At 45.3% G+C, this 18,963-nt stretch carries 13 protein-coding genes; 7 read left to right on the forward strand and 6 right to left on the reverse strand.

Features of this window, described 5'->3' with window-relative positions; genetic code table 11:
* The first annotated feature begins 79 nt into the window (after positions 1-79).
* Positions 80-1,042 carry a glycosyltransferase family 9 protein gene (locus tag QUB12_RS09415; protein ID WP_333142227.1) on the forward strand — a complete coding sequence of 321 codons (963 nt, stop codon included), beginning with the start codon at positions 80-82 and terminating at the stop codon, positions 1,040-1,042.
* 111 nt (positions 1,043-1,153) lie between these two features.
* On the opposite strand, the gene QUB12_RS09420 is transcribed toward QUB12_RS09415, so the two are convergent.
* The gene (locus QUB12_RS09420; protein ID WP_333142214.1) at positions 1,154-1,447 is read right to left on the reverse strand and encodes a TRADD-N-associated membrane domain-containing protein; all 294 of its coding nucleotides are present in this window, start codon (positions 1,445-1,447) and stop codon (positions 1,154-1,156) included.
* Positions 1,448-2,028: 581 nt separating this feature from the next.
* On the opposite strand from QUB12_RS09420, the gene QUB12_RS09425 reads away from it, so the two are divergent.
* The 4 genes from QUB12_RS09425 to QUB12_RS09440 all read left to right on the forward strand — a co-directional run bounded on the left by QUB12_RS09425 (position 2,029) and on the right by QUB12_RS09440 (position 7,663).
* Complete coding sequence (locus tag QUB12_RS09425; protein WP_333142215.1) at positions 2,029-3,405, forward strand: AAA family ATPase; 1,377 nt, start codon at positions 2,029-2,031, stop codon at positions 3,403-3,405.
* 1 nt (position 3,406) lies between these two features.
* Entirely contained in the window at positions 3,407-5,668 is a 2,262-nt protein-coding gene (locus QUB12_RS09430; protein ID WP_333142216.1) for a WD40 repeat domain-containing protein, read from the forward strand.
* Entirely contained in the window at positions 5,665-6,813 is a 1,149-nt protein-coding gene (locus QUB12_RS09435; RefSeq protein WP_333142217.1) for an ATP-binding protein, read from the forward strand. The genes QUB12_RS09430 and QUB12_RS09435 overlap by 4 nt, the downstream gene beginning before the upstream one ends.
* A gap of 268 nt (positions 6,814-7,081) precedes the next feature.
* Positions 7,082-7,663, forward strand: a complete 582-nt coding sequence (locus tag QUB12_RS09440) for an HAD family hydrolase (RefSeq protein WP_333142218.1) — start codon at positions 7,082-7,084, stop codon at positions 7,661-7,663.
* 15 nt (positions 7,664-7,678) lie between these two features.
* Here the strand turns inward: QUB12_RS09440 and QUB12_RS09445 are convergent, their stop codons facing one another.
* From QUB12_RS09445 to ftsH2, 5 genes are all read right to left on the reverse strand, one after another.
* A complete protein-coding gene (locus QUB12_RS09445; protein ID WP_333306522.1) occupies positions 7,679-8,908 on the reverse strand; it encodes an ATP-binding protein in 1,230 nt (409 codons plus the stop codon).
* 5 nt (positions 8,909-8,913) lie between these two features.
* Positions 8,914-11,841 carry a PAS domain S-box protein gene (locus QUB12_RS09450; RefSeq protein ID WP_333306524.1) on the reverse strand — a complete coding sequence of 976 codons (2,928 nt, stop codon included), beginning with the start codon at positions 11,839-11,841 and terminating at the stop codon, positions 8,914-8,916.
* 255 nt (positions 11,842-12,096) lie between these two features.
* Positions 12,097-13,386: an aminopeptidase P N-terminal domain-containing protein gene (locus tag QUB12_RS09455; protein WP_333142221.1), complete on the reverse strand. Its 1,290-nt coding sequence runs from the start codon at positions 13,384-13,386 to the stop codon at positions 12,097-12,099.
* Positions 13,387-13,631: 245 nt separating this feature from the next.
* Positions 13,632-13,997, reverse strand: a complete 366-nt coding sequence (locus QUB12_RS09460) for a hypothetical protein (RefSeq protein ID WP_333142222.1) — start codon at positions 13,995-13,997, stop codon at positions 13,632-13,634.
* A gap of 179 nt (positions 13,998-14,176) precedes the next feature.
* Positions 14,177-16,063 carry an ATP-dependent zinc metalloprotease FtsH2 gene (gene ftsH2, locus QUB12_RS09465; protein ID WP_006633417.1) on the reverse strand — a complete coding sequence of 629 codons (1,887 nt, stop codon included), beginning with the start codon at positions 16,061-16,063 and terminating at the stop codon, positions 14,177-14,179.
* 411 nt (positions 16,064-16,474) lie between these two features.
* On the opposite strand from ftsH2, the gene QUB12_RS09470 reads away from it, so the two are divergent.
* Positions 16,475-17,560: a ParM/StbA family protein gene (locus QUB12_RS09470; RefSeq protein WP_333142223.1), complete on the forward strand. Its 1,086-nt coding sequence runs from the start codon at positions 16,475-16,477 to the stop codon at positions 17,558-17,560.
* A 20-nt stretch (positions 17,561-17,580) separates the two neighbouring features.
* On the forward strand, positions 17,581-18,099 hold the full coding sequence (locus QUB12_RS09475; RefSeq protein ID WP_333102109.1) for a hypothetical protein: 519 nt from the start codon (positions 17,581-17,583) through the stop codon (positions 18,097-18,099).
* Positions 18,100-18,963: the final 864 nt, after the last annotated feature.

Genomic DNA, 18,963 nt, shown 5'->3' on the forward strand with positions numbered 1-18,963 from the left:
GTCTAGAAATACTATAAGCTGATAGTTGAGAGCCGATCTCTGAGAGCTACCTCGATCAATAATAGCCCGATCGTTTATGATGCGAATACTAGCACTTGTCCCTGGCGGGATTGGCGACCAAATTTTATTTTTCCCCACTCTTGATGACCTCAAGCAGTCTTATCCCGACGCGCAAATTGATGTCATCGTGGAACCGAGGGCAAAGGGTGCTTACCGAGTCTGCAAGTCGGTCAAAGAAGTCTTGACGTACAATTTCAAAGACCGCAACGCTATGGCAGATTTGGGCAATTTACTGGGCGTAATTCGCGATCGCGAATACGAAGCAGTTATTTCCCTCGGCCAGCGGTGGACTGTAGGGCTGCTGCTGTGGCTGACCGGCATTCCGCAGAGAGTTGGCTATTCGGGAACCAACGGCGCTCGATTTCTCACTGCTGCTGTACCGCTGAAAACTGAACAGTACGCCGCTTCAATGTACCATGATTTGCTGCAAGGATTTAACATTACAAATCCTTGTCCGCCACTGGCAATTAATGTACCAAAACAGGACATTCAGTGGGCGGAAGCCGAACAGCAGCGGTTGGGCGTAAAAGAAAGCGGCTACATTCTAATTCACGGCGGTTCGAGTCAATTAGCTGTGTCTAAAGGTATTGACAAAATTTACCCTACAGACAACTGGAAGCAAATAATTGAAGATTGTCAGCAGCGGCAGCCGAATTTGCCTGTTGTTGTTGTGAAAGGTCCAGAAGATGCAGACTTCGTGACAAAGTTAGTCGAGTCATGTCCGAATGTAAAAGTTATCTCGCCGGATGATGTCGGCAAGTTGGCTGCCACTATTGCTGCTGCTAATTTGATGATATGTACTGACAGTGCGCCGATGCACTTAGCTGTGGCGGTTCAAACTTATACAATAGCTTTGTTCGGCCCGACTGAACCGGCGAAATTGTTGCCAAAGAGCGATCGATTTTTGGGCATTAAATCTCCTACTGGCAAAATGGCAGACATCTCTCCTCAAGATGTTTTGAAGAAGGTTTGGGGCGGCTAAAAACTAGGATATCTAAGTCAGGACACGGCAGTGCCGTGTCCCCTACAATTTAGCTGCTTTCCAGGCCCGGCCGGGGGACGAGGAAAGAAGTCGGGAAGCTAAAACTCGATGTTAGTCTTCCAAATCATCCATCATCTGCTGCAATTCCTTCTTCTTTTGCTTGGCAAACTCAATGCTGCCCAAACTTGTCAACAATCCGCCCGAAGCAGTGAGAGTAGCCTCTGAGATTTTCTCACAAAATAGAAGTCCGATCCCTCCGAAAGTAACCATTGCCGATGCGGCGGTGACAAAAAGGGCAAGATTGTAGCTTTGGCGAACTTGCCGCAATGATTCTCGCAGCATTTCTTTCTTAATTTCGCTATAATCTTCATCGGGTTGCGAGTTTCCGAATAAGTTAAAATTCATAACTGTTTCCTCTCCTAAATACTGATAAGTTATTGTTTCTACAATTACTCTACCGAAGCAAACAGCGAGAGTCTAGGGCAGGTAGGGCGAGTTTTAATTTGTGATCTGCCCTCATTTTTGGGGCAGATAGGGCAGGAGATTACAACCTATTTGCCCTAGACAGACAGAAGTATTTAAATATAGAATGTGAGTGCGATCGGAGTTACGGATGAATAATCATGAAATCTCGCTCCCGCTAGCCCCCATGCTGTTTCATTCCCCTGAAACCCGCCAGGAAATGAATTCCCTGGCTAATAGCAGAAGTCGGTTAAAACCGACTAAAATACTAATTTTCAGTCCTCTTAAGAGGACTTTCGCTATGAGACAGGGAATTCATTCCCTGTCGGACTGTCGGACTCTCCCGAAACCCGCCAGGGAATGAATTCCCTGGCTAATAGCAGAAGTCGGTTAAAACCGACTAAAATACTAATTTCCAGTCCTCTTAAGAGGACTTTAGCTATGAGACAGGGAATTCATTCCCTGTCGGACTGTAGGATTATCGAATTAACTGAAAAACCAATAACAATAGCTAACAAATTACTATGCGCGACTCCGATAAAGTTCAATCGAGTGCAAAGGGAAAAGAGTATCTCCGAGAACAAATTAAAGAAAAAGGTTTTACTCAAGAAAAACTTGCCCAACTCGCCAAAGTTTCCACCGACACGATTAAGCGCTTACTCGGTACAAAAGACTGCCCCAATGGCGTAGAAAGATGGCAAGTTACCAAGATAGCTGAAAAATTAGGCCTAGAACCAACAGACATAGTTGACCCAAAAGATTGGAATGCCGACAATTCGCTGCCGCCAGAGTTTGAATCACTTATAACAGAAAAAATTAAAACCTTTTGCGGCCGCCGATTTGTTTTTGATAATTTTCAGCAATTTATCACCGCAAATCCTCACGGTTATTTTACAATCATCGGGGATGCGGGAATGGGCAAAAGTTCCATTGTTGCCAAATACGTCTCGGAACATCAATCTCCCTGCTATTTCAATATTCTCGTCGAAGGCCGCAACAGACCAGAATTGTTTTTGAAGAGCATTCGCCAGCAATTAATTGACCGCTATCAATTGCCAAATTCAGAAAATGCCGATTTACCCACTTTACTGGCAAAGGTGGCGGGAAAACTCACTTTGGGCGAACGTTTGGTAATTGCGATTGATGCACTGGATGAAGTCGCACAAGAAGCGGGAGAAAATCTTTTACATTTACCGACTACTCTGCCAGATGGGGTTTATTTCTTGCTGACGAGGCGACCGCATAACCTCGGTCAAAAGAGGCTTTCTGTATCTCCGGGAGTTCCGGTAAAAGAGTTAGATTTAAGAGACAGCGAGTATGTTAATTTCAATCATGATGATATCAAAGAGTATATTCGGTATCTGCTCTCTACCGATTCTCAGTATAAAGATGAACTGAGAAAGTGGATTCAAATTCGTAGCATTACCGAGACAACTTTTGTCGAGCAAGTGGCAGACAAAAGCGAAAACAATTTTATGTATTTGCGGTATGTTTTGCCCGCAATTGCTAAGGGCGATTATAATGACTTGAGCTTAAAGCAATTGCCTGACGGGCTGCAAGAGTATTATCAAAACCATTGGGTACGGATGGGGATGGAAGCTAAGCCAGGGCAATTGATGGAGATTGTCTTGTATATTTTACTTGAGATTGCCACGCCGATTCCCTGCGAGATGATGGCTGGAATTGCCGAGGTGGATGAATGCGATGTGGCACAGGTTTTAGAAGATGAGTGGGTTGAGTATTTGAAAAAGCAGAATGTAGACGGAAAAATCTGCTACAGCATCTATCATGCGAGTTTCCTTGACTTTCTGAAAGCCCAACGAGAGATGGATTCAAAGCGTAAAATTTTTCAGGAAGTATATCAACGGATTGCTGAGAATTTAGAAAAAGGGATGGCGTGAGATGGGAGAATTTGCTAACAAGTTCGAGGCCAAACCACTTTTCTATCAACGTGCTTATCTGGGCAGCTTACTGCTAATTTATGTCAATTCAGGGAATTTAGAAAAGTATTATCAAACACTAACCGATTTTAACTTCCTGATGGCAAAGATTCAACATCCTGAGTTTGGAGTGCAGGCACTGATTGATGATTTCCATTTAGTTGACGATTCAGAAGCATTAAGTAACCCAGAGTACAACCCAGAAAAAGCAAAAGCTCTGAACTTGATTCGCTCGGTATTGTGGAGATCATCGGATATTTTAGAGCGAGACAAAACGCAACTAGCAGAGCAATTGTGGGGGCGATTGGTACACTTAAAAATACCACAAGTTTATACAATACTGGAGAAAGTAAAGCAACAGAAAATAGCACCGTGGTTGCGTCCTTTGACACCTTGTTTAACTCCCCCTAGCAGGGAAGTAATCCGCACCCTCAAAGGTCACAGACACTGGGTAAATGCAGTAGCCGTCACTGGTGATGGCAAGCAGGCGATTTCTGGTTCCAGAGACAACACCATTAAAATCTGGGATTTAACAACTGGAGAGGAACTGGTTACTCTTACTGGTCACAGAAAATTGGTAAATGCAGTAGCCGTCATTACTGATGCTAAGCGGGCGATTTCTGGTTCGAGAGACAACACTATTAAAGTCTGGGATTTAACAACTGGAAAGGAACAGTTTACTCTTACTGGGCACAGCAAATCGGTAAATGCAGTAGCCGTCACTGCTGATGGCAAGCGAGCGATTTCTGGTTCAGATGATAAAACTCTCAAAGTCTGGGATTTACAAACAGGAGAAGGATTTTTTACTCTTACTGGTCACAGCAAATTGATAAATGCAATAGCCGTTACTGCGGATGGTAAGCAGGTGGTTTCTGGTTCGAGAGACAAAACCCTCAAAGTTTGGGATTTAACAACTGGAGAGGAACTGCTTTCTCTTACTGGTCACAGTGACTGGATAAATGCAGTAGCAGTCACTGCTGATGGTAAGTGGGCGATTTCTGCTTCGAGAGACAAAACCCTCAACGTCTGGGATTTAACCACTGGAAAGGAACTGTTTACTCTTACTGGTCACAGCAAATCGGTAACAGCAGTAGCCGTTACTGCTGATGGCAAGTGGGCGATTTCTGGTTCGAGAGACAACACCCTCAAAGTCTGGGATTTAACAACTCGAAAGGAACTGTTTACTCTTACTGGTCACAGGCAATCGGTAAAATCAATAGCCGTCACTACTGATGGCAAGCGGGCGATTTCTGGTTCTGATGACAAAACCCTCAAGGTATGGGATTTAACAACAGGAGAGGAACAATTTACTCTTACGGATCACACCTACTCGGTAACAGCAGTAGCCGTTACTGCTGATGGCAAGCGGGCGGTTTCTGGTTCGAGAGACAACACCCTCAAAGTGTGGGATTTAACCACTGGAAAGGAACAGTTTACTCTTACGGGTCACAGATACCCGGTAACAGCAGTAGCCGTCACTGCTGATGGCAAGCGGGCGATTTCTGGTTCGTTGGGCAACCTCTTTGTTGGTGAAAAGCTGGATATTTCTGATATAAACAGCACCATTAAAGTATGGGATTTAACAACTAGAAAGGAACTGTTTACTCGCAAAGATAGCGGATTCTTGGATAATGTACTAGCATTCACTGCTGATGGCAAGCGGGTGCTTTCTCATTGTTTCAAGGGTATCAGAGTCTGGGATTTAAAAACTGGAGATAACCTGTTGATTCTTGCTGATGAGGGTTCCTTGGTAACATCAGTAGCTGTCACTGCTGATGGAAAGTTGGCGATTTCTGGTTCGTACCACATCAAAGTCTGGGATTTAAAAGCAGGAGAGAAACTGTTTATTCTTGCTGGTCACAGTGACCGTGTAAATGCAGTAGCTGTCACTGCTGATGGCAAGCACGCAATTTCTGCTTCGAGAGACAACACCCTTAAAATCTGGGATTTAACGACTCGAAAGGAACTGTTTACTCTTACCGATCACAGCAAATCGGTAAATGTAGTAGCCGTCACTACTGATGGCAAGCGAGCGATTTCTGGTTCAGATGACAACACCATCAAACTATGGGATTTATCGACTGGAAATCTCATTGCTAGTTTCACGCTTGAAAATCCGATCGCCTGTTGCGCCATTGCACCCGATGGAGTAACAATTGTGGCAGGCGACCAATCCGGCCGAGTATATTTCCTGCGGCTAGAAGGGATGGAGGAACTAACATGAATTCCTCACCTCTGCCAACTCCGATCTCTACCGCCGCTTACCCAAAAGAATTTCAGCAACTCCTGCGAGAAAAAACCGAGAATTTTACAGGGCGCAAGTTTGTTTTTTCTGCCATTTCCGACTTTCTGGACTCCCACAGCCACGGTTATTTCACAATTGTCGGCACTCCCGGCTGCGGCAAAAGTTCCATCCTCGCTCAATATGTCACCGCCCATCCTCGCAGTATCTATTACAACGCTGCAGTTGAGGGCAAAAATCGAGCTGAAGATTTTCTCGCTTCAGTCTGCACTCAACTGATTGACAAATACCTTGCCGCCAATGGGGAAACATCCGAAATCCTCAAGCTAAAATCTCAACTTCAAAATCTCGAATCCCATGATGGGAGTTGGTTTCTGTCTTTGTTGCTTCAGCAAATTAGCGATAAATTAAACGTAGCTTGCGAGACGGCACGTCATCGCCAACGGTTGATAATTGTAATTGATTCTGTAGACGCGATCGCCCGCACGAGTCAGCCTCCCAGCACAAATCTGTTTTATCTGCCGAGATATTTGGGCGATCGTACTTATTTTATCCTCGCCCGCCGCCCGTTTTTGAGAGAGAAATCCGGTTTGTTAATTGAAACCCCCTCTCAAACTCTCGATTTAAGAGATTATCCCGCCCAAAATCGGGAAGATGTCCTTAACTACATTCAGCAATACCTATCAACCGCACCGGATTTAACTCAACCCGAATTCTGCCAACAACTCGCCACTGTCAGCGAAAACAATTTCATGTATCTGAGTCAAATGTTAAGGGCGATCGCCGAGAATTCACGCCCCGATGCTAATCTGGGAGAGTCCTCACTTCTCTCTGAACTTCCTCCCGGTTTAGCAGCCTATTATCAAAACCACTGGCTGCGGATGGGAGGTGAGGGCTTATCGGCGATCGACTTGTCTGTGCTGAATGTTTTGGTAAAATCCCCAACAGGTTTGTCTGTAAGTGCGATCGCCAATATAATTGATCAGGATGAATACGATGTTGAAAAAACATTAGACAATTGGATAGAGTTCTTAAATAAACAAGAAATCGAAGGAGAAATTTGCTATAGTTTGTATCATAATAGTTTCCGCGAATGGCTAGGCAAACAATCTATTTTAGAATCATGATGAGGACACGGCGCCGTGTCCATTGGAGTCAACAAACACGTTAAACCGATAGTCCGACAGGGGTTGAAACCCCGGCCTCAAAGCGAAAGTCCTCGCTTCAGAGGACTAATGAATGATTCAGTCCTCTTTTAGAGGACTTTAGCTATTAGACAGGGAATTCATTCCCTGGCGGACTAGCGGGTAGGCGGGAGGACTAGCGGAGGAAAAGTTTAAGTAATATCAATTCCGATGCCACCGAGTTTTATATTATATCAAAAACAATACAACAATGAAACGAGCAGTATTTCTCGATCGCGATGGCGTTCTCAATATCGAAGTCGGCTACATCCACAAAGTAGAAGATTTGAATTTAATCCCCGGAATAGCCCAAGCTGTACGCCGCTTAAATGACCAACAAATATTTTGCTGTTTGGTTTCCAATCAATCGGGCCCAGCGAGGGATTATAATCCGATTAGCCACATAGAAGCTTTGCACAAACGCCTGTGTCACTTATTAGAAAATGAAGCCGGAGCAAAGTTAGATGCTCTTTATTACTGTCCTTATTTAAGCGCAGCCGAAGGCGGAAAAAACCCAGAATTTACGCGGTATTCGACTTGGCGAAAACCAAATACAGGAATGTTAGTAGCGGCGGCTTGGGAATACGATTTGGATTTGCGAAATAGTTTTATGGTGGGGGATAAAGCGACTGATGTTGATATGGCTCACAATGCCGGCTGTACTGGTATTTTGGTGCAGACTGGTTACGGGGAAAGCGTGTTGAGTGGGGAGTATCAGCACCATACTAAACCGGATTTTATTGCAGCAAATTTAGCGGTGGCGGTGGACTGGATTTTGCAACACTTTGATTAGTTTTTGTAGGGGCATTTAAGTTTTTTGCCGTTGAGTCGAACAGGAAAGTGCTACGTAAGGAAGCGCGACTGTGAAGGTTGTACCCACGCCCATTTTGCTTTCGCAGGCGATCGCGCCTCCTTGCAATTCCACAGCTTTTTTAACAATTGTTAATCCCAAACCGTTACCTTTAATCTTTCCCGTATTCTTGCAGCGGTAGAACATTTCAAATATTTTCCCTACTTCGGTTTCTGGGATGCCGATACCTTCGTCTCGGATACGCAGAATTAGTAAGGGGGAGTTAATATTGCTAAATAGGGAATTGCCAAACAAACACTGAGGAGATAAGCAAAAAATAGCTTCTTTGTCTCCTTCGCCTGCTTGACGGTATTCCAATTCCAAGGTGACTTGCCCGCCGTTTGGGGAATATTTCATGGCGTTGACGATTAAGTTAGAAATAATGCCGTGCAGCAATTGTTGATCTAATATTGCACTGGTAACATCTGAGGGGATTAATGTTAGTTTGTGCTTGGCTTCATTTCCTAACTGCAATTGAGCGAGCAAGTCTTGACAAAATTCGACTAGATTTATCGGTAATGGATGACATTTGAGTTGACCTGCTTCTGCTCGACCCATAAACAGCATATCATCGATTAGCTGGTTCATCTTTTGGGTAGCTGAGTGCACCAATCGCAGGGTTCTAACTTGGGATTCGTCACTGCTGCGAGTTCGATCGAGCTCTAGAAGTTCCGCAGAGATTAAAATCGCGTTGAGCGGGTTCCGCAATTCGTGAGCGGCCATTGAAATATAATGGTTTTGGCGGTGCGATTTTTCTTCCAGCGACTCTCTAGCTGCTTCTGCGGCTTTGAGAGATTCTCGCATCTTGGTTTCGATTTCGTGTCTGTGCAGGGCAATCTCGATCGCCACCCGCAAATCATTTTGTTGAAATGGTTTGATAATATAACCGAATGGGTCTGTAAGTTTCGCTCTTTGCAGCGTTTGAGCGTCGGCATAAGCTGTTAAAAATACTGTCGGCACATTCATATTAGTTCGGATTTTCTCTGCCGCTGTTACCCCGTCCATGTCACCTTTAAGCACGATATCCATCAACACTAAATCGGGGGGGCTTTCTATCGCTTTTTGAATTGCTTCTTCTCCTGAAGAAACTGTAGCTGTTACTGAATATCCCAGTTTTTTTAATCGACCTGCTATGTCTTGGGCTACAATAACTTCGTCTTCTACAACCAAAATTTGTATAGGGTTCATTTTTTTTAAAGGCGTCGCCGATAATTTAACTCTTTAAAAATTAGAGTGTAGCAGGTTCCACACTGACTGTCAATGGCAATACTCGCCTCTAATTGGTAAGCCAACATTTTCACTAAGCGCAATCCTAATGTTTCAGTATTTTCCACGTCAAAATCCGCCGGAAATCCGCGACCGTTATCTTGAATAGTTAAATGAAATTGGTGGTCATCTATTTCATGAAAACTAATAGATATTTCACCATGTAACTTCGAGATAAAGGCATATTTTAAAGAGTTAGAAACCAGCTCGTTAATAATTAAACCGCACGGAATGGCTGTTTCTATGTTTAAATAAATGGGAGCAATTTTGAGATTAAATTTGATTGAAGTGTTGCCGCAACCAAAAGATTGATACAAATTAGCAACCAAGTTTTCGACATAGGGGGGAAGGGCGATGCGATCGAGATGTTCGGATTGATACAGTTGCTCGTGAATCAGAGCCATTGAATGGATACGGGTCTGGCTTTCTTCAAATAAAGCTAGCGTCGGTTCGTCTTCAATATATTGAGCCTGAAGTTGCAGCAAGCTGGAAATTACCTGCATATTATTTTTGACTCGGTGGTGAATCTCTTTGATCAATACTTCTTTTTCGCGGAGTGCTGCTTGGATGCGGGCATCAGTAAATTTGCGATCGCTGATATCTTCGGCAATACCCGCGATGCGGTAAATTTTGCCCGATTCGTCGTAAATGGGAAAAGCTCGATCGCACACCCAGCGAATTGTGCCGTCTGGCAGAAAAATCCGATATTCGGTATTGGTGGACTCGCCCTGCAAAACTCGCCCCATTGCCTCTTCCAACAGGAGTTTATCTTCTGGATGCACCCACTCCATCATTTTTAATGGATCAGCATACAATTCTTCGCGACTGCGCCCCCAGATTTGTTCGTAAGTTGGACTCAGATACAATAAATCGGTGAAGTCCGCAGACATTAGCCAGAAGGAATCTTGGATATTTTCTGCTAACTGGCGGAAGCGTTCTTCACTTTCGCGGATGGTTTTTTCTGCCTGTTTGCCTGCGGTAATATCTACCGCAATGCCCACGATGCGGTAAACTTTACCAGATTGATTTCTAATGGGAAAAGCCCGATCGCGAATCCAGCGTATTTTGCCGTCCAGCCTGACAATTCGATATTCTATCTCGTCTTCAGACTCAATTTGTCTAGTTAAATTAGCAATAACGCGCTCGCGATCTTCTGGATGGAGGGAATCTGCAAAAAAGCGCCTGTTAGCATACAAATCAGCGCAGCTTCGGCCCCAAATCTTTTCGTAAGCCGGACTGATATAAATAATTTCCTGGGGTTGAACGTTTACCATCCAAAACACGCTTTCAATGTTTTCTGCTAGCTCTCGGAACCTTTCTTCGCTTTCTTTCAGCGCTGCTTCGGTTTTTTTGCGATCGCTAATATCTTCTGTCACTACTAGATTGTAAACTGCCCCGCTCAGCGGTTCTTGGATGAGCGATACTGTAATATTTACCCAAACTACAGTGCCGTCTTTGTGCAGTAAGCGTTTTTCCATTTTAAAACTGTCAATTTGGCCGGCAAATAATTGCTTGTTTTGTTCTAAATCTGCATCTATATCTTCTGGGTAAGTAACGTCCATCCAAGTTCGCGACAGCAGTTCGCTCGCAGTATATCCCACTATATCGCAGAATTTTTGATTGACTCGCAAATAGCGGCCTGTTGCGTCAGGGTGGGTAATACCGACTGCCGCTTGTTCGACGGTTGCCCGAAAGCGTTCTTCGCTATCTCTGAGGGTTGCTTCTGCTTTTTTGCGATCGCTAATATCGCGCTGTACGCCAAAATACCCGATGATTCTGCCGTGGGAATCGTAAATGCAAATATAGTCGCCTTCTATCCAAACTGGAACTCCGTCAAACGTGCGATTCTCATTTTCGATGTGAATTCTGCCAGCATCAAAAAATTGCTTGATTATCTCTCTGCTACCAGTCAAGTCGTGCGACAAGAAAGAGTAAAGCGTCCGGCCAATAAACTCTTCCCTAGTACCTCCGTATTGAGCTATCAAAGCATCATTTGCCTTCGTTACCCGCCCGTTAGCAAATATGTAATCCAAAACTTTTTCTTTGTCAACTGTATCGTCCCAGTGGACGGGTTCGTCCAGCATCATAAAGAAAAAACCATCTAAAGATTGAGAGAAAAACAATTCTAGCTGTTCCTGGCTTTTCCGCAGAGCTTTTTCGGCGCGCCAGCGAGAGAGAACTTCTTCCTGCAATTGATCGTTGGCTGTTTTCAAGTCCTCAGTGCGCTTTTGATATTTAATTTGTAGCTGATTTTTGATTTCTTCCAGCGCTATTTCTGCCTGTTTTTTTTCGGTAATATCTTGAGTAACGACCATTCCTGCAAAAATTTCTTCCCGGTCGTTTTTGACGGGAACAATTGTTGTTGAATAAATGCGATCGCCGTATTTATATTCAAAAGTATTCTCTTTTCCTGCCAAAGCAGCGCGATATGTAGTCTCAAAAAGTTGCCAATCTTCAGGTGGGGATACTTCCCACAATGTTTTGCCTTCCAACTGTTCTTTGGACAAACCAACTACTGCCAAACCTTGGCCGTCAACCAGAGTATAGCGCAAATCGCGATCGAACAAAAACACCGACCCATTCGGATAATGTTTGATGAGAGTTCGGTACATTTCCTGGCTTTTTTCCAGAGATGTGATTAACCGAATACGATCGTCCTCGGTGATATCCGATTCAGTTACGGAGCCCGAAATGCCAGGATTCTCGACTGCTTTGAGTTGTGCTTCTAATTTCTGGCACAATTCTCTCTGCTGCTGCAAATCCTCTTCTAGTTGCCGAATTTTTGCTTTTTGCTCTGCTACCAATGCTTCGCAGGTTTCCAGAGGTCGATCGATCTTGGTAGGATCAATACACATAATTGCTCTAGGTTTAGCAGTAAAGGCTTGAGCTTTTTCAAGTTAATACTAACAAAGCTCAAGCCTGCACTGCCAACTTACAGCAGATTCAATTTATATGCGGTACACACAATCAAGTTGTAACTAAGGTGCGTCGCCACCCGTCAAGGAGCAAATTCCATTGAACCATAGAACAGATCCGCACCCTACATAAATCGTTTCCGGTTGCATCGGTATTGTTCAAACAGTCAACAGTCAACAGTCAACAGTCAACAATTATTTAGGAACTCCCGCCGTCAAGACTTCATGACTTTCCAATGTTACCAAAACATCATCTTCAATTCTCACACCAATACCGCGCCATTTTTCAGGAACCTCCGGCTGTCCTTCAACCGGTTTAATATAAGGAGAAATATAAATCCCCGGTTCCACCGTCAGCACTTGTCCTGCCTGCAAAACTTGCGGATTTTCGCCGTACTGATAAACGCCGACATCGTGCACATCCAATCCCAGCCAATGACCAGTGCGGTGCATATAAAATGGCTTGTATTTCTCTTCTTTAATTATCTCTTCAATGTCCCCCACCAAAAGTTTTAAATCCATTAAACCTTCCACCAAAACGCGCACTGCTGTTTCGTGAATTTTGCTGTAAGGATTTCCCGGATATACTTGACTAATTGCCTGCAATTGTGCTTGCAAAACTAAGTCATAAATTATCTGTTGTTCAGTTGTAAATTTGCCGCTAACAGGAAAGGTGCGAGTAATATCGGCGTTGTAGTAACCGCAAGCACAACCAGCATCTATTAGCAACAAATCGTTTTCCTGCATTTGGCGGTTGTTTTCGATGTAGTGGAGGACGCAGGAATTGTAACCGGATGCAACAATTGAAGGGTAAGCGGGAGTGCAGCCATTTAAGCCAAAAGTATGTTCTATTTCAGCTTGAATTTCATATTCGTATCTGCCCGGCTTAGCGAATTCTTGGGCGCGGTTGTGCGCTGCAACTGAGATATTAGCGGCTTTTCGCATTAATGCTAATTCAGTTTCGCTTTTCACCAGCCGCATCGGGTGTAAAATGATGTTGGAATCTTCGATCGCTGTCGGGCCTGTGCCGCGTTTTGGGTAGGTTGCCATCAAGCGCTGCCAGTGATTGAGGACTGTTTGGTCGAAAGTACGATCGCGCCCGAAGTGATAGTATATGCGATCGGCCTTTTCTAAATATTTCGGCAGTTTTTCCGCAAGTTCGGCGATGGGAAAAGCTTCATCCGCGCCGTAAAGTTCTTTAGCGCCTTCTACTCCGGCGCGATAACCGTGCCAAGTTTCTTTTTCCAAGTCTTTTGGCTGCACAAACAAGACAAATTTGTGTTCTTCGTGGTGCGGCGCGAGCACTGCTACCGCCGCAGCTTCGTTGAAACCTGTTAAGTAGAAAAAATCGCTATCTTGTCGGTAGGCGTATTCTACATCGTTGTGCATGACGGCTGCGGGTGCGCTGCGAAATATCGCCGTCCCGCTGCCAATTTTTGCCATTAACTGTTCGCGTCTTTGCCGATATTCGGTGGGGTTGGTCATCCGATTTTAGATTTTAGATTTTAGATTTTAGATTTTAGATTGAGTGTAATATTAACACTCAGCGGTTTCAAGCGCTGCTTGTCAGACTTGCACCCGCAAGGCAAGGGTTGAAGATATAGGTGCTCTGTTTTTTTTCTGGGTCTACAGCAGTTCTCAATCTTGGTGAGGTATGCCCTATGCCCTATGCCCTATGCCCTATGCCCGCTTATCAAGCGTACACCTCATATTACTGAGAAAGGCTATACTTATTTATTCTCTGGTTCTGCGATCGCCAATTGACAAGTATAGTCAACCAGCCCAGACAAAGATGAGTTGCGATCTACTAAAGTCCATCTCCGATCGAAATTCGACCAATTTTCGCCATCTTGGCTAACTCTGACAGTTCTCAACTGTCGTTGCTTGCAGTCAACTTCCATTTGCGCCAACAATTTCTCGTTACTAAACTGTTGAGTTACTAAAATAGTTCTGACTGGATAAGAGGGAGCACCGGGAATATCGGATTTGCTTAATTCAACGCTGCTGGAGTCGATGCAAATATCTACAAAACATCTTAATTTTTCGGCGCGGGCGCTCAAATTAATGCCAAAAATTAATGTTGAAATTACTATCAAACAAATCGATGAACTCTTAATCATATAGCAGGAGGAAGAAGTTTCTTTTGACTGGGCGGTTGAAACCGCTGCTACACAGACAAAACCCGCCTGCGCGGGTTGAATTTCTTCAGTCCGCGCAGGCGGACTTTGTTTGTGTAGCAGCGAATTCTATTCGCCCTCAATATTCACTCTTCTTTTTAAAGCTGAGGAACGTATTGTTCTTTTTCAGGAACAAAAGTGTATTCAGAGACAATTAGGCGCAACTCTTCGCCGTCGATGGTTTCTTTTTCGATCAACAAATCGACTAAGCGATCGATCACGGTGCGATTTTCGCGAATAATTCGGCGGGCGTCGTCGTAGCAGTGATCGACAATCGATCGAACTTGTCCGTCAATCCGAGAGGCTATTTCTTCGGAATATTCCGATCGCGCTGTGTAGTCGCGGCCGAGGAAAATTTCGCTTTGCTGGGCTTCCAGGGCGATCGGGCCCAAGGTAGACATCCCATAGCGAGTCACCATTTGCCGCGCCATGCCGCTTACTTGCTGCAAATCGTTGCCGGCACCGGTGGTTACTTCGGCATCGCCGAAAACTACTTCTTCGGCTGCGCGGCCACCCAAAGCACCGCTAATGCGGGCTAAAATTTGCGATCGAGAAATCAAACCTTGGTCTTCGCTGGGCATGAACCAAGTCAAGCCGCGGGCCTGTCCGCGAGGAACTAAGGTAACTTTTTGAACTGGATCGTGGGCTTGAATGATTGTACCGACGATCGCGTGGCCGATTTCGTGGTAAGCAATCAAGCGCTTGCTCTTGCTGTCCACCAAGGGAGTGCCTTCCATACCTGCTACCACGCGATCGACTGCATCGTCAACTTCGAGCATCGTAATCGCTTCTTTGCGGCGGCGGGCGGTTAAAATCGCAGCTTCGTTGAGCAAGTTAGCCAAATCAGCGCCGGTAAAACCAGGAGTACGGCGGGCGATGGCGTCCAAAGAAATTTCCGCAGACAGCTTCTTGTTGCGCGCGTGAACTTCCAAAATTTCCAAGCGGCCTTTGATATCCGGCGTATCTACGCTAACTTGGCGGTCAAAACGTCCCGGACGCAGCAGCGCTGAGTCGAGCACGTCGGGGCGGTTCGTGGCAGCAATGATGATAATGCCAGTATTGCCCTCAAAACCGTCCATTTCGGTCAGCAACTGGTTCAGGGTTTGTTCGCGTTCGTCGTTACCGCCGCCGATACCGGCGCCGCGCTGGCGACCCACTGCATCGATTTCATCAATAAAGATGATGCAAGGAGCATTTTCTTTAGCTTTCTTGAACAAGTCCCGAACGCGGGAAGCGCCGACACCGACGAACATTTCCACAAATTCCGAACCGGAGATGCTGAAGAAAGGCACGCCGGCTTCGCCTGCGATCGCTTTTGCCAGCAAGGTTTTACCGGTTCCGGGAGGGCCCACTAGCAGCACGCCTTTGGGAATCTTTGCCCCGACTGCGGTGAAGCGTTCGGGTTTTTTGAGGAATGTCACTACTTCTTGTAGTTCTTCTTTGGCTTCCTCAACGCCTGCTACGTCGTCGAACAGTACGCCTGTTTTAGCTTCCATTTGAAAGCGAGCTTTGGATTTGCCAAAGTTCATGGCTTGGCCAGGGCCCCCTGGCACGTTGCCACCGCGGCGGAAGAGGAAAAACAGGCCTCCTACTAACAAGAGGGGAAATACTAGATTGCCTAAAAGTCCCCAGACAGCGCCGTCGTTGCGTAGTGGGTGAGTGTCGAAGCTGATTTTGGAGTCTCTGAGCCTAGAAACCAGTTCCGGGGCATTTGAGGGCAAGTCTACCCGCCACCGCTGCTCGTGATTGTCCAGTTCGGGATCGACTGCTAGGACAATAGCCGTCCGACCTCCGTCGTAAAGGTCAACGCTGGTCACTCGACCGGCGTTTAAGTAATCTAAGAATCGACCGTAGCTTAGGCGGGTGCTGGCGGTGTTCTTGCTCATTTCTGCCGGAGATGGGGCAAAGGCCCCCTGCCACAAGAAAAAGCCGATGACTAAGGCGGGTAAAGTCCAAAGTAGTATAGTTCGCCAAGAAATTTTCATAAATGCGGATGCCTTGAATTGGGGACAGATCGGGTAAGATCGCGGTGTCGGAGAAGTGCGACAAAAGTTTACACTCAGAATCTTAACTAAATTTAACTTAACAATGCACTCTCAGGCAACAGGCCGTATTGCCGCGATCGATCGAGAATACTCCTCGACCGAAACCATCCAGGGTACAAGCCCCCGGACCGCGGCCCCTGTTGTCGCCTCTAAAATCTAAAATCTAAAATCTAAAATCTAAAATCTAAAATCTATTAAGGGCGATCGTCCCGAATATAATGTTTGGTGCTGATTTCGATACCGATCTAGGTAGAGTTAGAAGAATCGCCGCAAAACCCACTGTCTTTAAGCGTGGCAGTGTCAAGGGATAAGGCATGATAATGGTGAGGCTCAGTGAGGTAACACATTTCAATGACAACTAGACAGCTTGTTCCTAATTCGGCTATGCTGACCCAGCAGACTAAAGTCGCTTCTAACAACAAATCGATTATTAGTGCTGATTTGGGTCGGACGGCAACTAAAGCTTGCGTGAGTCGCAACCCTAGTAGCGTTGTTTTCATCCCTGCCAACGTGGCTACTATGCCCGTGGAAAAGGTGCGGGGTGGCAGCTTTGAGTCCAAAGCAACAGACCCTCTGTTGGATATGTGGCTGGAGTACCAGGGCAAGGGCTACGCGATCGGTCAATTGGCGGCAGATTTTGGCGCTAATCTCGGTGGCGCTGACCAGTCGAAAGTAGTAGATGCTTTGGTTAAGGTCTTTTCCTGTGCTGGATATTTCCAGATGAAAGGCGAAATAGCAGTTGTGCTGGGTTTGCCGTTTTATTCGCAGGATCAGTTTGAGAAGGAAAAGGAAGAGATTATCAGCCAACTGCGCTCTCCCCACGTTGTGGTGTACCGGGGCGAGCGTGTGGATATTAACATCAGTCACGTTTGGGTGATGCCGGAAGGGTTCGGCAGCCTGATTTGGTGCGAGGCTCAAGATAACAAGGAGTTTACGCCGGAGTTGCCCGAACTGTCGGTGGCTGTTGTTGATATCGGACACCAAACTACCGATTTGTTAATGGTCGATCGTTTCCGGTTCGCCCGGGCGGCTTCAAAGAGCGATTCCTTCGCAATGAACAAGTTCTACGAACAAGTTGCCTCAAAGATTCCGGGAGCTGACCCTCAATCTCTGTCTTTACTGGAAGCGGTGAATAAACCCGAGGGCCAGCGTTTTTACCGTCCCAGAGGAGCGACTAAGCCGACTAATTTGGATCCGATTATTAAGGACTTGCGGGAGGCTTTCGCTAACGAACTGTCCGAACGTTTGGTGCAGTGGCTGCCCGAACGTGTGACGGATGTGGTTCTGACTGGCGGTGGCGGCGAGTTTTTCTGGGAGGTTTTGCAACCTTTGCTTAAAGACGCCAATCTTAAGGCTCACTTGGCTCAGCCTTCCCGGAAAGCTAATGCTTTGGGACAGTTTATTTATGCTGAGGCTCAGCTAGCCACGATAAAGTAACGCATTAAGGCTTGAACCCTATGGCACTGTGGGCAAAAAATAAGGCGAATTTCTCGGTGGCGTTTACGGAAGATGCTGCGGATCAAACTTTGCTGGCCGCTATTGAAAAAGAGTTGGCTTTCACGAAGTATCAGACTTTCAGCAATCTCTGCAAGCAAGCTTTGTGGCAGTTTTTGTCTGTATCTGAGTCTGCTAGCTCTACACAGAGCTTTCAGCGGTTGGAACAGCGTATTGCTGAACTTGTGGTAAAATTTGCTGAGTTTGAGCACAATGTTTCGGCAGAGGAATTAAGCCGTTTGGAGGGACTGGAACATCACCTGAATCAACTCAGCGCGCAGTTGGATCAATTGCAGGGGAGTGTTAACAGTAAGTTTGCTCAAGTTTCTTTTGCCCCAGTTTCAAAAGTAGTAGAGCCTGGCCCGATTGAATCTGAATCTGTGGCGGATGATAATGTAGTGTCTGATGCTGAAGTTGCTCCTCCTCGGGATTCCGATCCTTTGTTGGAGCGTTTAAGTTCTTTGTTACCCCAAGATTTCTAAAATGAGGTAGATTAACAGTAAGACTTTTTCTGACATTTGCTAACAATCACTTACATTTGCCAGAGATATTTATATCATATAAGCTGTTGCGGCATTTAAGTTGTCTGTCAAAAAAAATTAAAGTCTTGTGGGGAGTAGGGGTTGGGCGGGACGCCCGCCCTGAATATACAATTTAAATGCGCGACAGCTTAGAATGAATTTAGCCACTCTGATTTAGGTGAAAAACCTTGGTAGTACGCAACCGCTATATAAATAAGTTGCCTCTACACTATCAAAGCAAATAATCAGATTGGCGTGGGGCTGTAAGCGATAACCAAGCTGAAGGCAAGAATATAAGTGCTTGTAGAAATTTCTACGGGCATCGGTTGATACGCCTTGGTTGAGATCAGCTCTCAACTTATGTATTTGTTAGCAAATGTTAGCAAAAAAGTATCGGTAGACCAAGGCTAAAAAGCCTTGAGATGTAATGTTAGTGGCGCGCTGTTGGCAGCCGGTACTGAATACAGACACAAAGCGATCGCTCTTTTGAAAAAAAAGGGCGATCGTTTTGTTATTTGTCAGTTGTCTGTTGACTGTTGACTGTTGACTGTTGAGTGTTGACTGTTGACTGTTGTCTGTTGACTGTTGAGTGTTGACTGTTGACTGTTGTCTGTTGACTGTTGACTGTTGTCTGTTGACTGTTGACTGTTGACTGTTGACTGTTGACTGTTTTTTGTGGTTACAAATTATAAGTAGTCAAACAAAATTAATTACACAAACAACTAATATGATATAATAAAAAATATCAAGTTGTGTTCAAAGAGGTTTTATATGTTTTTACTTCGAGATATCAATCCACTTTCCTTGAAATTGCTAAACAGAATT

Source organism: Microcoleus sp. B7-D4 (assembly GCF_036705125.1).
GTDB lineage: Bacteria > Cyanobacteriota > Cyanobacteriia > Cyanobacteriales > Microcoleaceae > Microcoleus.

Excerpts from the sequence above, each read along its gene's own strand:
- QUB12_RS09415 (WP_333142227.1), top strand. The coding sequence starts at position 80 with ATGCGAATACTAGCACTTGTCCCTGGCGGGATTGGCGACCAAATTTTA.
- QUB12_RS09420 (WP_333142214.1), bottom strand. The coding sequence starts at position 1,447 with ATGAATTTTAACTTATTCGGAAACTCGCAACCCGATGAAGATTATAGC.
- QUB12_RS09425 (WP_333142215.1), top strand. The coding sequence starts at position 2,029 with ATGCGCGACTCCGATAAAGTTCAATCGAGTGCAAAGGGAAAAGAGTAT.
- QUB12_RS09430 (WP_333142216.1), top strand. The coding sequence starts at position 3,407 with ATGGGAGAATTTGCTAACAAGTTCGAGGCCAAACCACTTTTCTATCAA.
- QUB12_RS09435 (WP_333142217.1), top strand. The coding sequence starts at position 5,665 with ATGAATTCCTCACCTCTGCCAACTCCGATCTCTACCGCCGCTTACCCA.
- QUB12_RS09440 (WP_333142218.1), top strand. The coding sequence starts at position 7,082 with ATGAAACGAGCAGTATTTCTCGATCGCGATGGCGTTCTCAATATCGAA.
- QUB12_RS09445 (WP_333306522.1), bottom strand. The coding sequence starts at position 8,908 with ATGAACCCTATACAAATTTTGGTTGTAGAAGACGAAGTTATTGTAGCC.
- QUB12_RS09450 (WP_333306524.1), bottom strand. The coding sequence starts at position 11,841 with ATGTGTATTGATCCTACCAAGATCGATCGACCTCTGGAAACCTGCGAA.
- QUB12_RS09455 (WP_333142221.1), bottom strand. The coding sequence starts at position 13,386 with ATGACCAACCCCACCGAATATCGGCAAAGACGCGAACAGTTAATGGCA.
- ftsH2 (WP_006633417.1), bottom strand. The coding sequence starts at position 16,063 with ATGAAAATTTCTTGGCGAACTATACTACTTTGGACTTTACCCGCCTTA.
- QUB12_RS09470 (WP_333142223.1), top strand. The coding sequence starts at position 16,475 with ATGACAACTAGACAGCTTGTTCCTAATTCGGCTATGCTGACCCAGCAG.
- QUB12_RS09475 (WP_333102109.1), top strand. The coding sequence starts at position 17,581 with ATGGCACTGTGGGCAAAAAATAAGGCGAATTTCTCGGTGGCGTTTACG.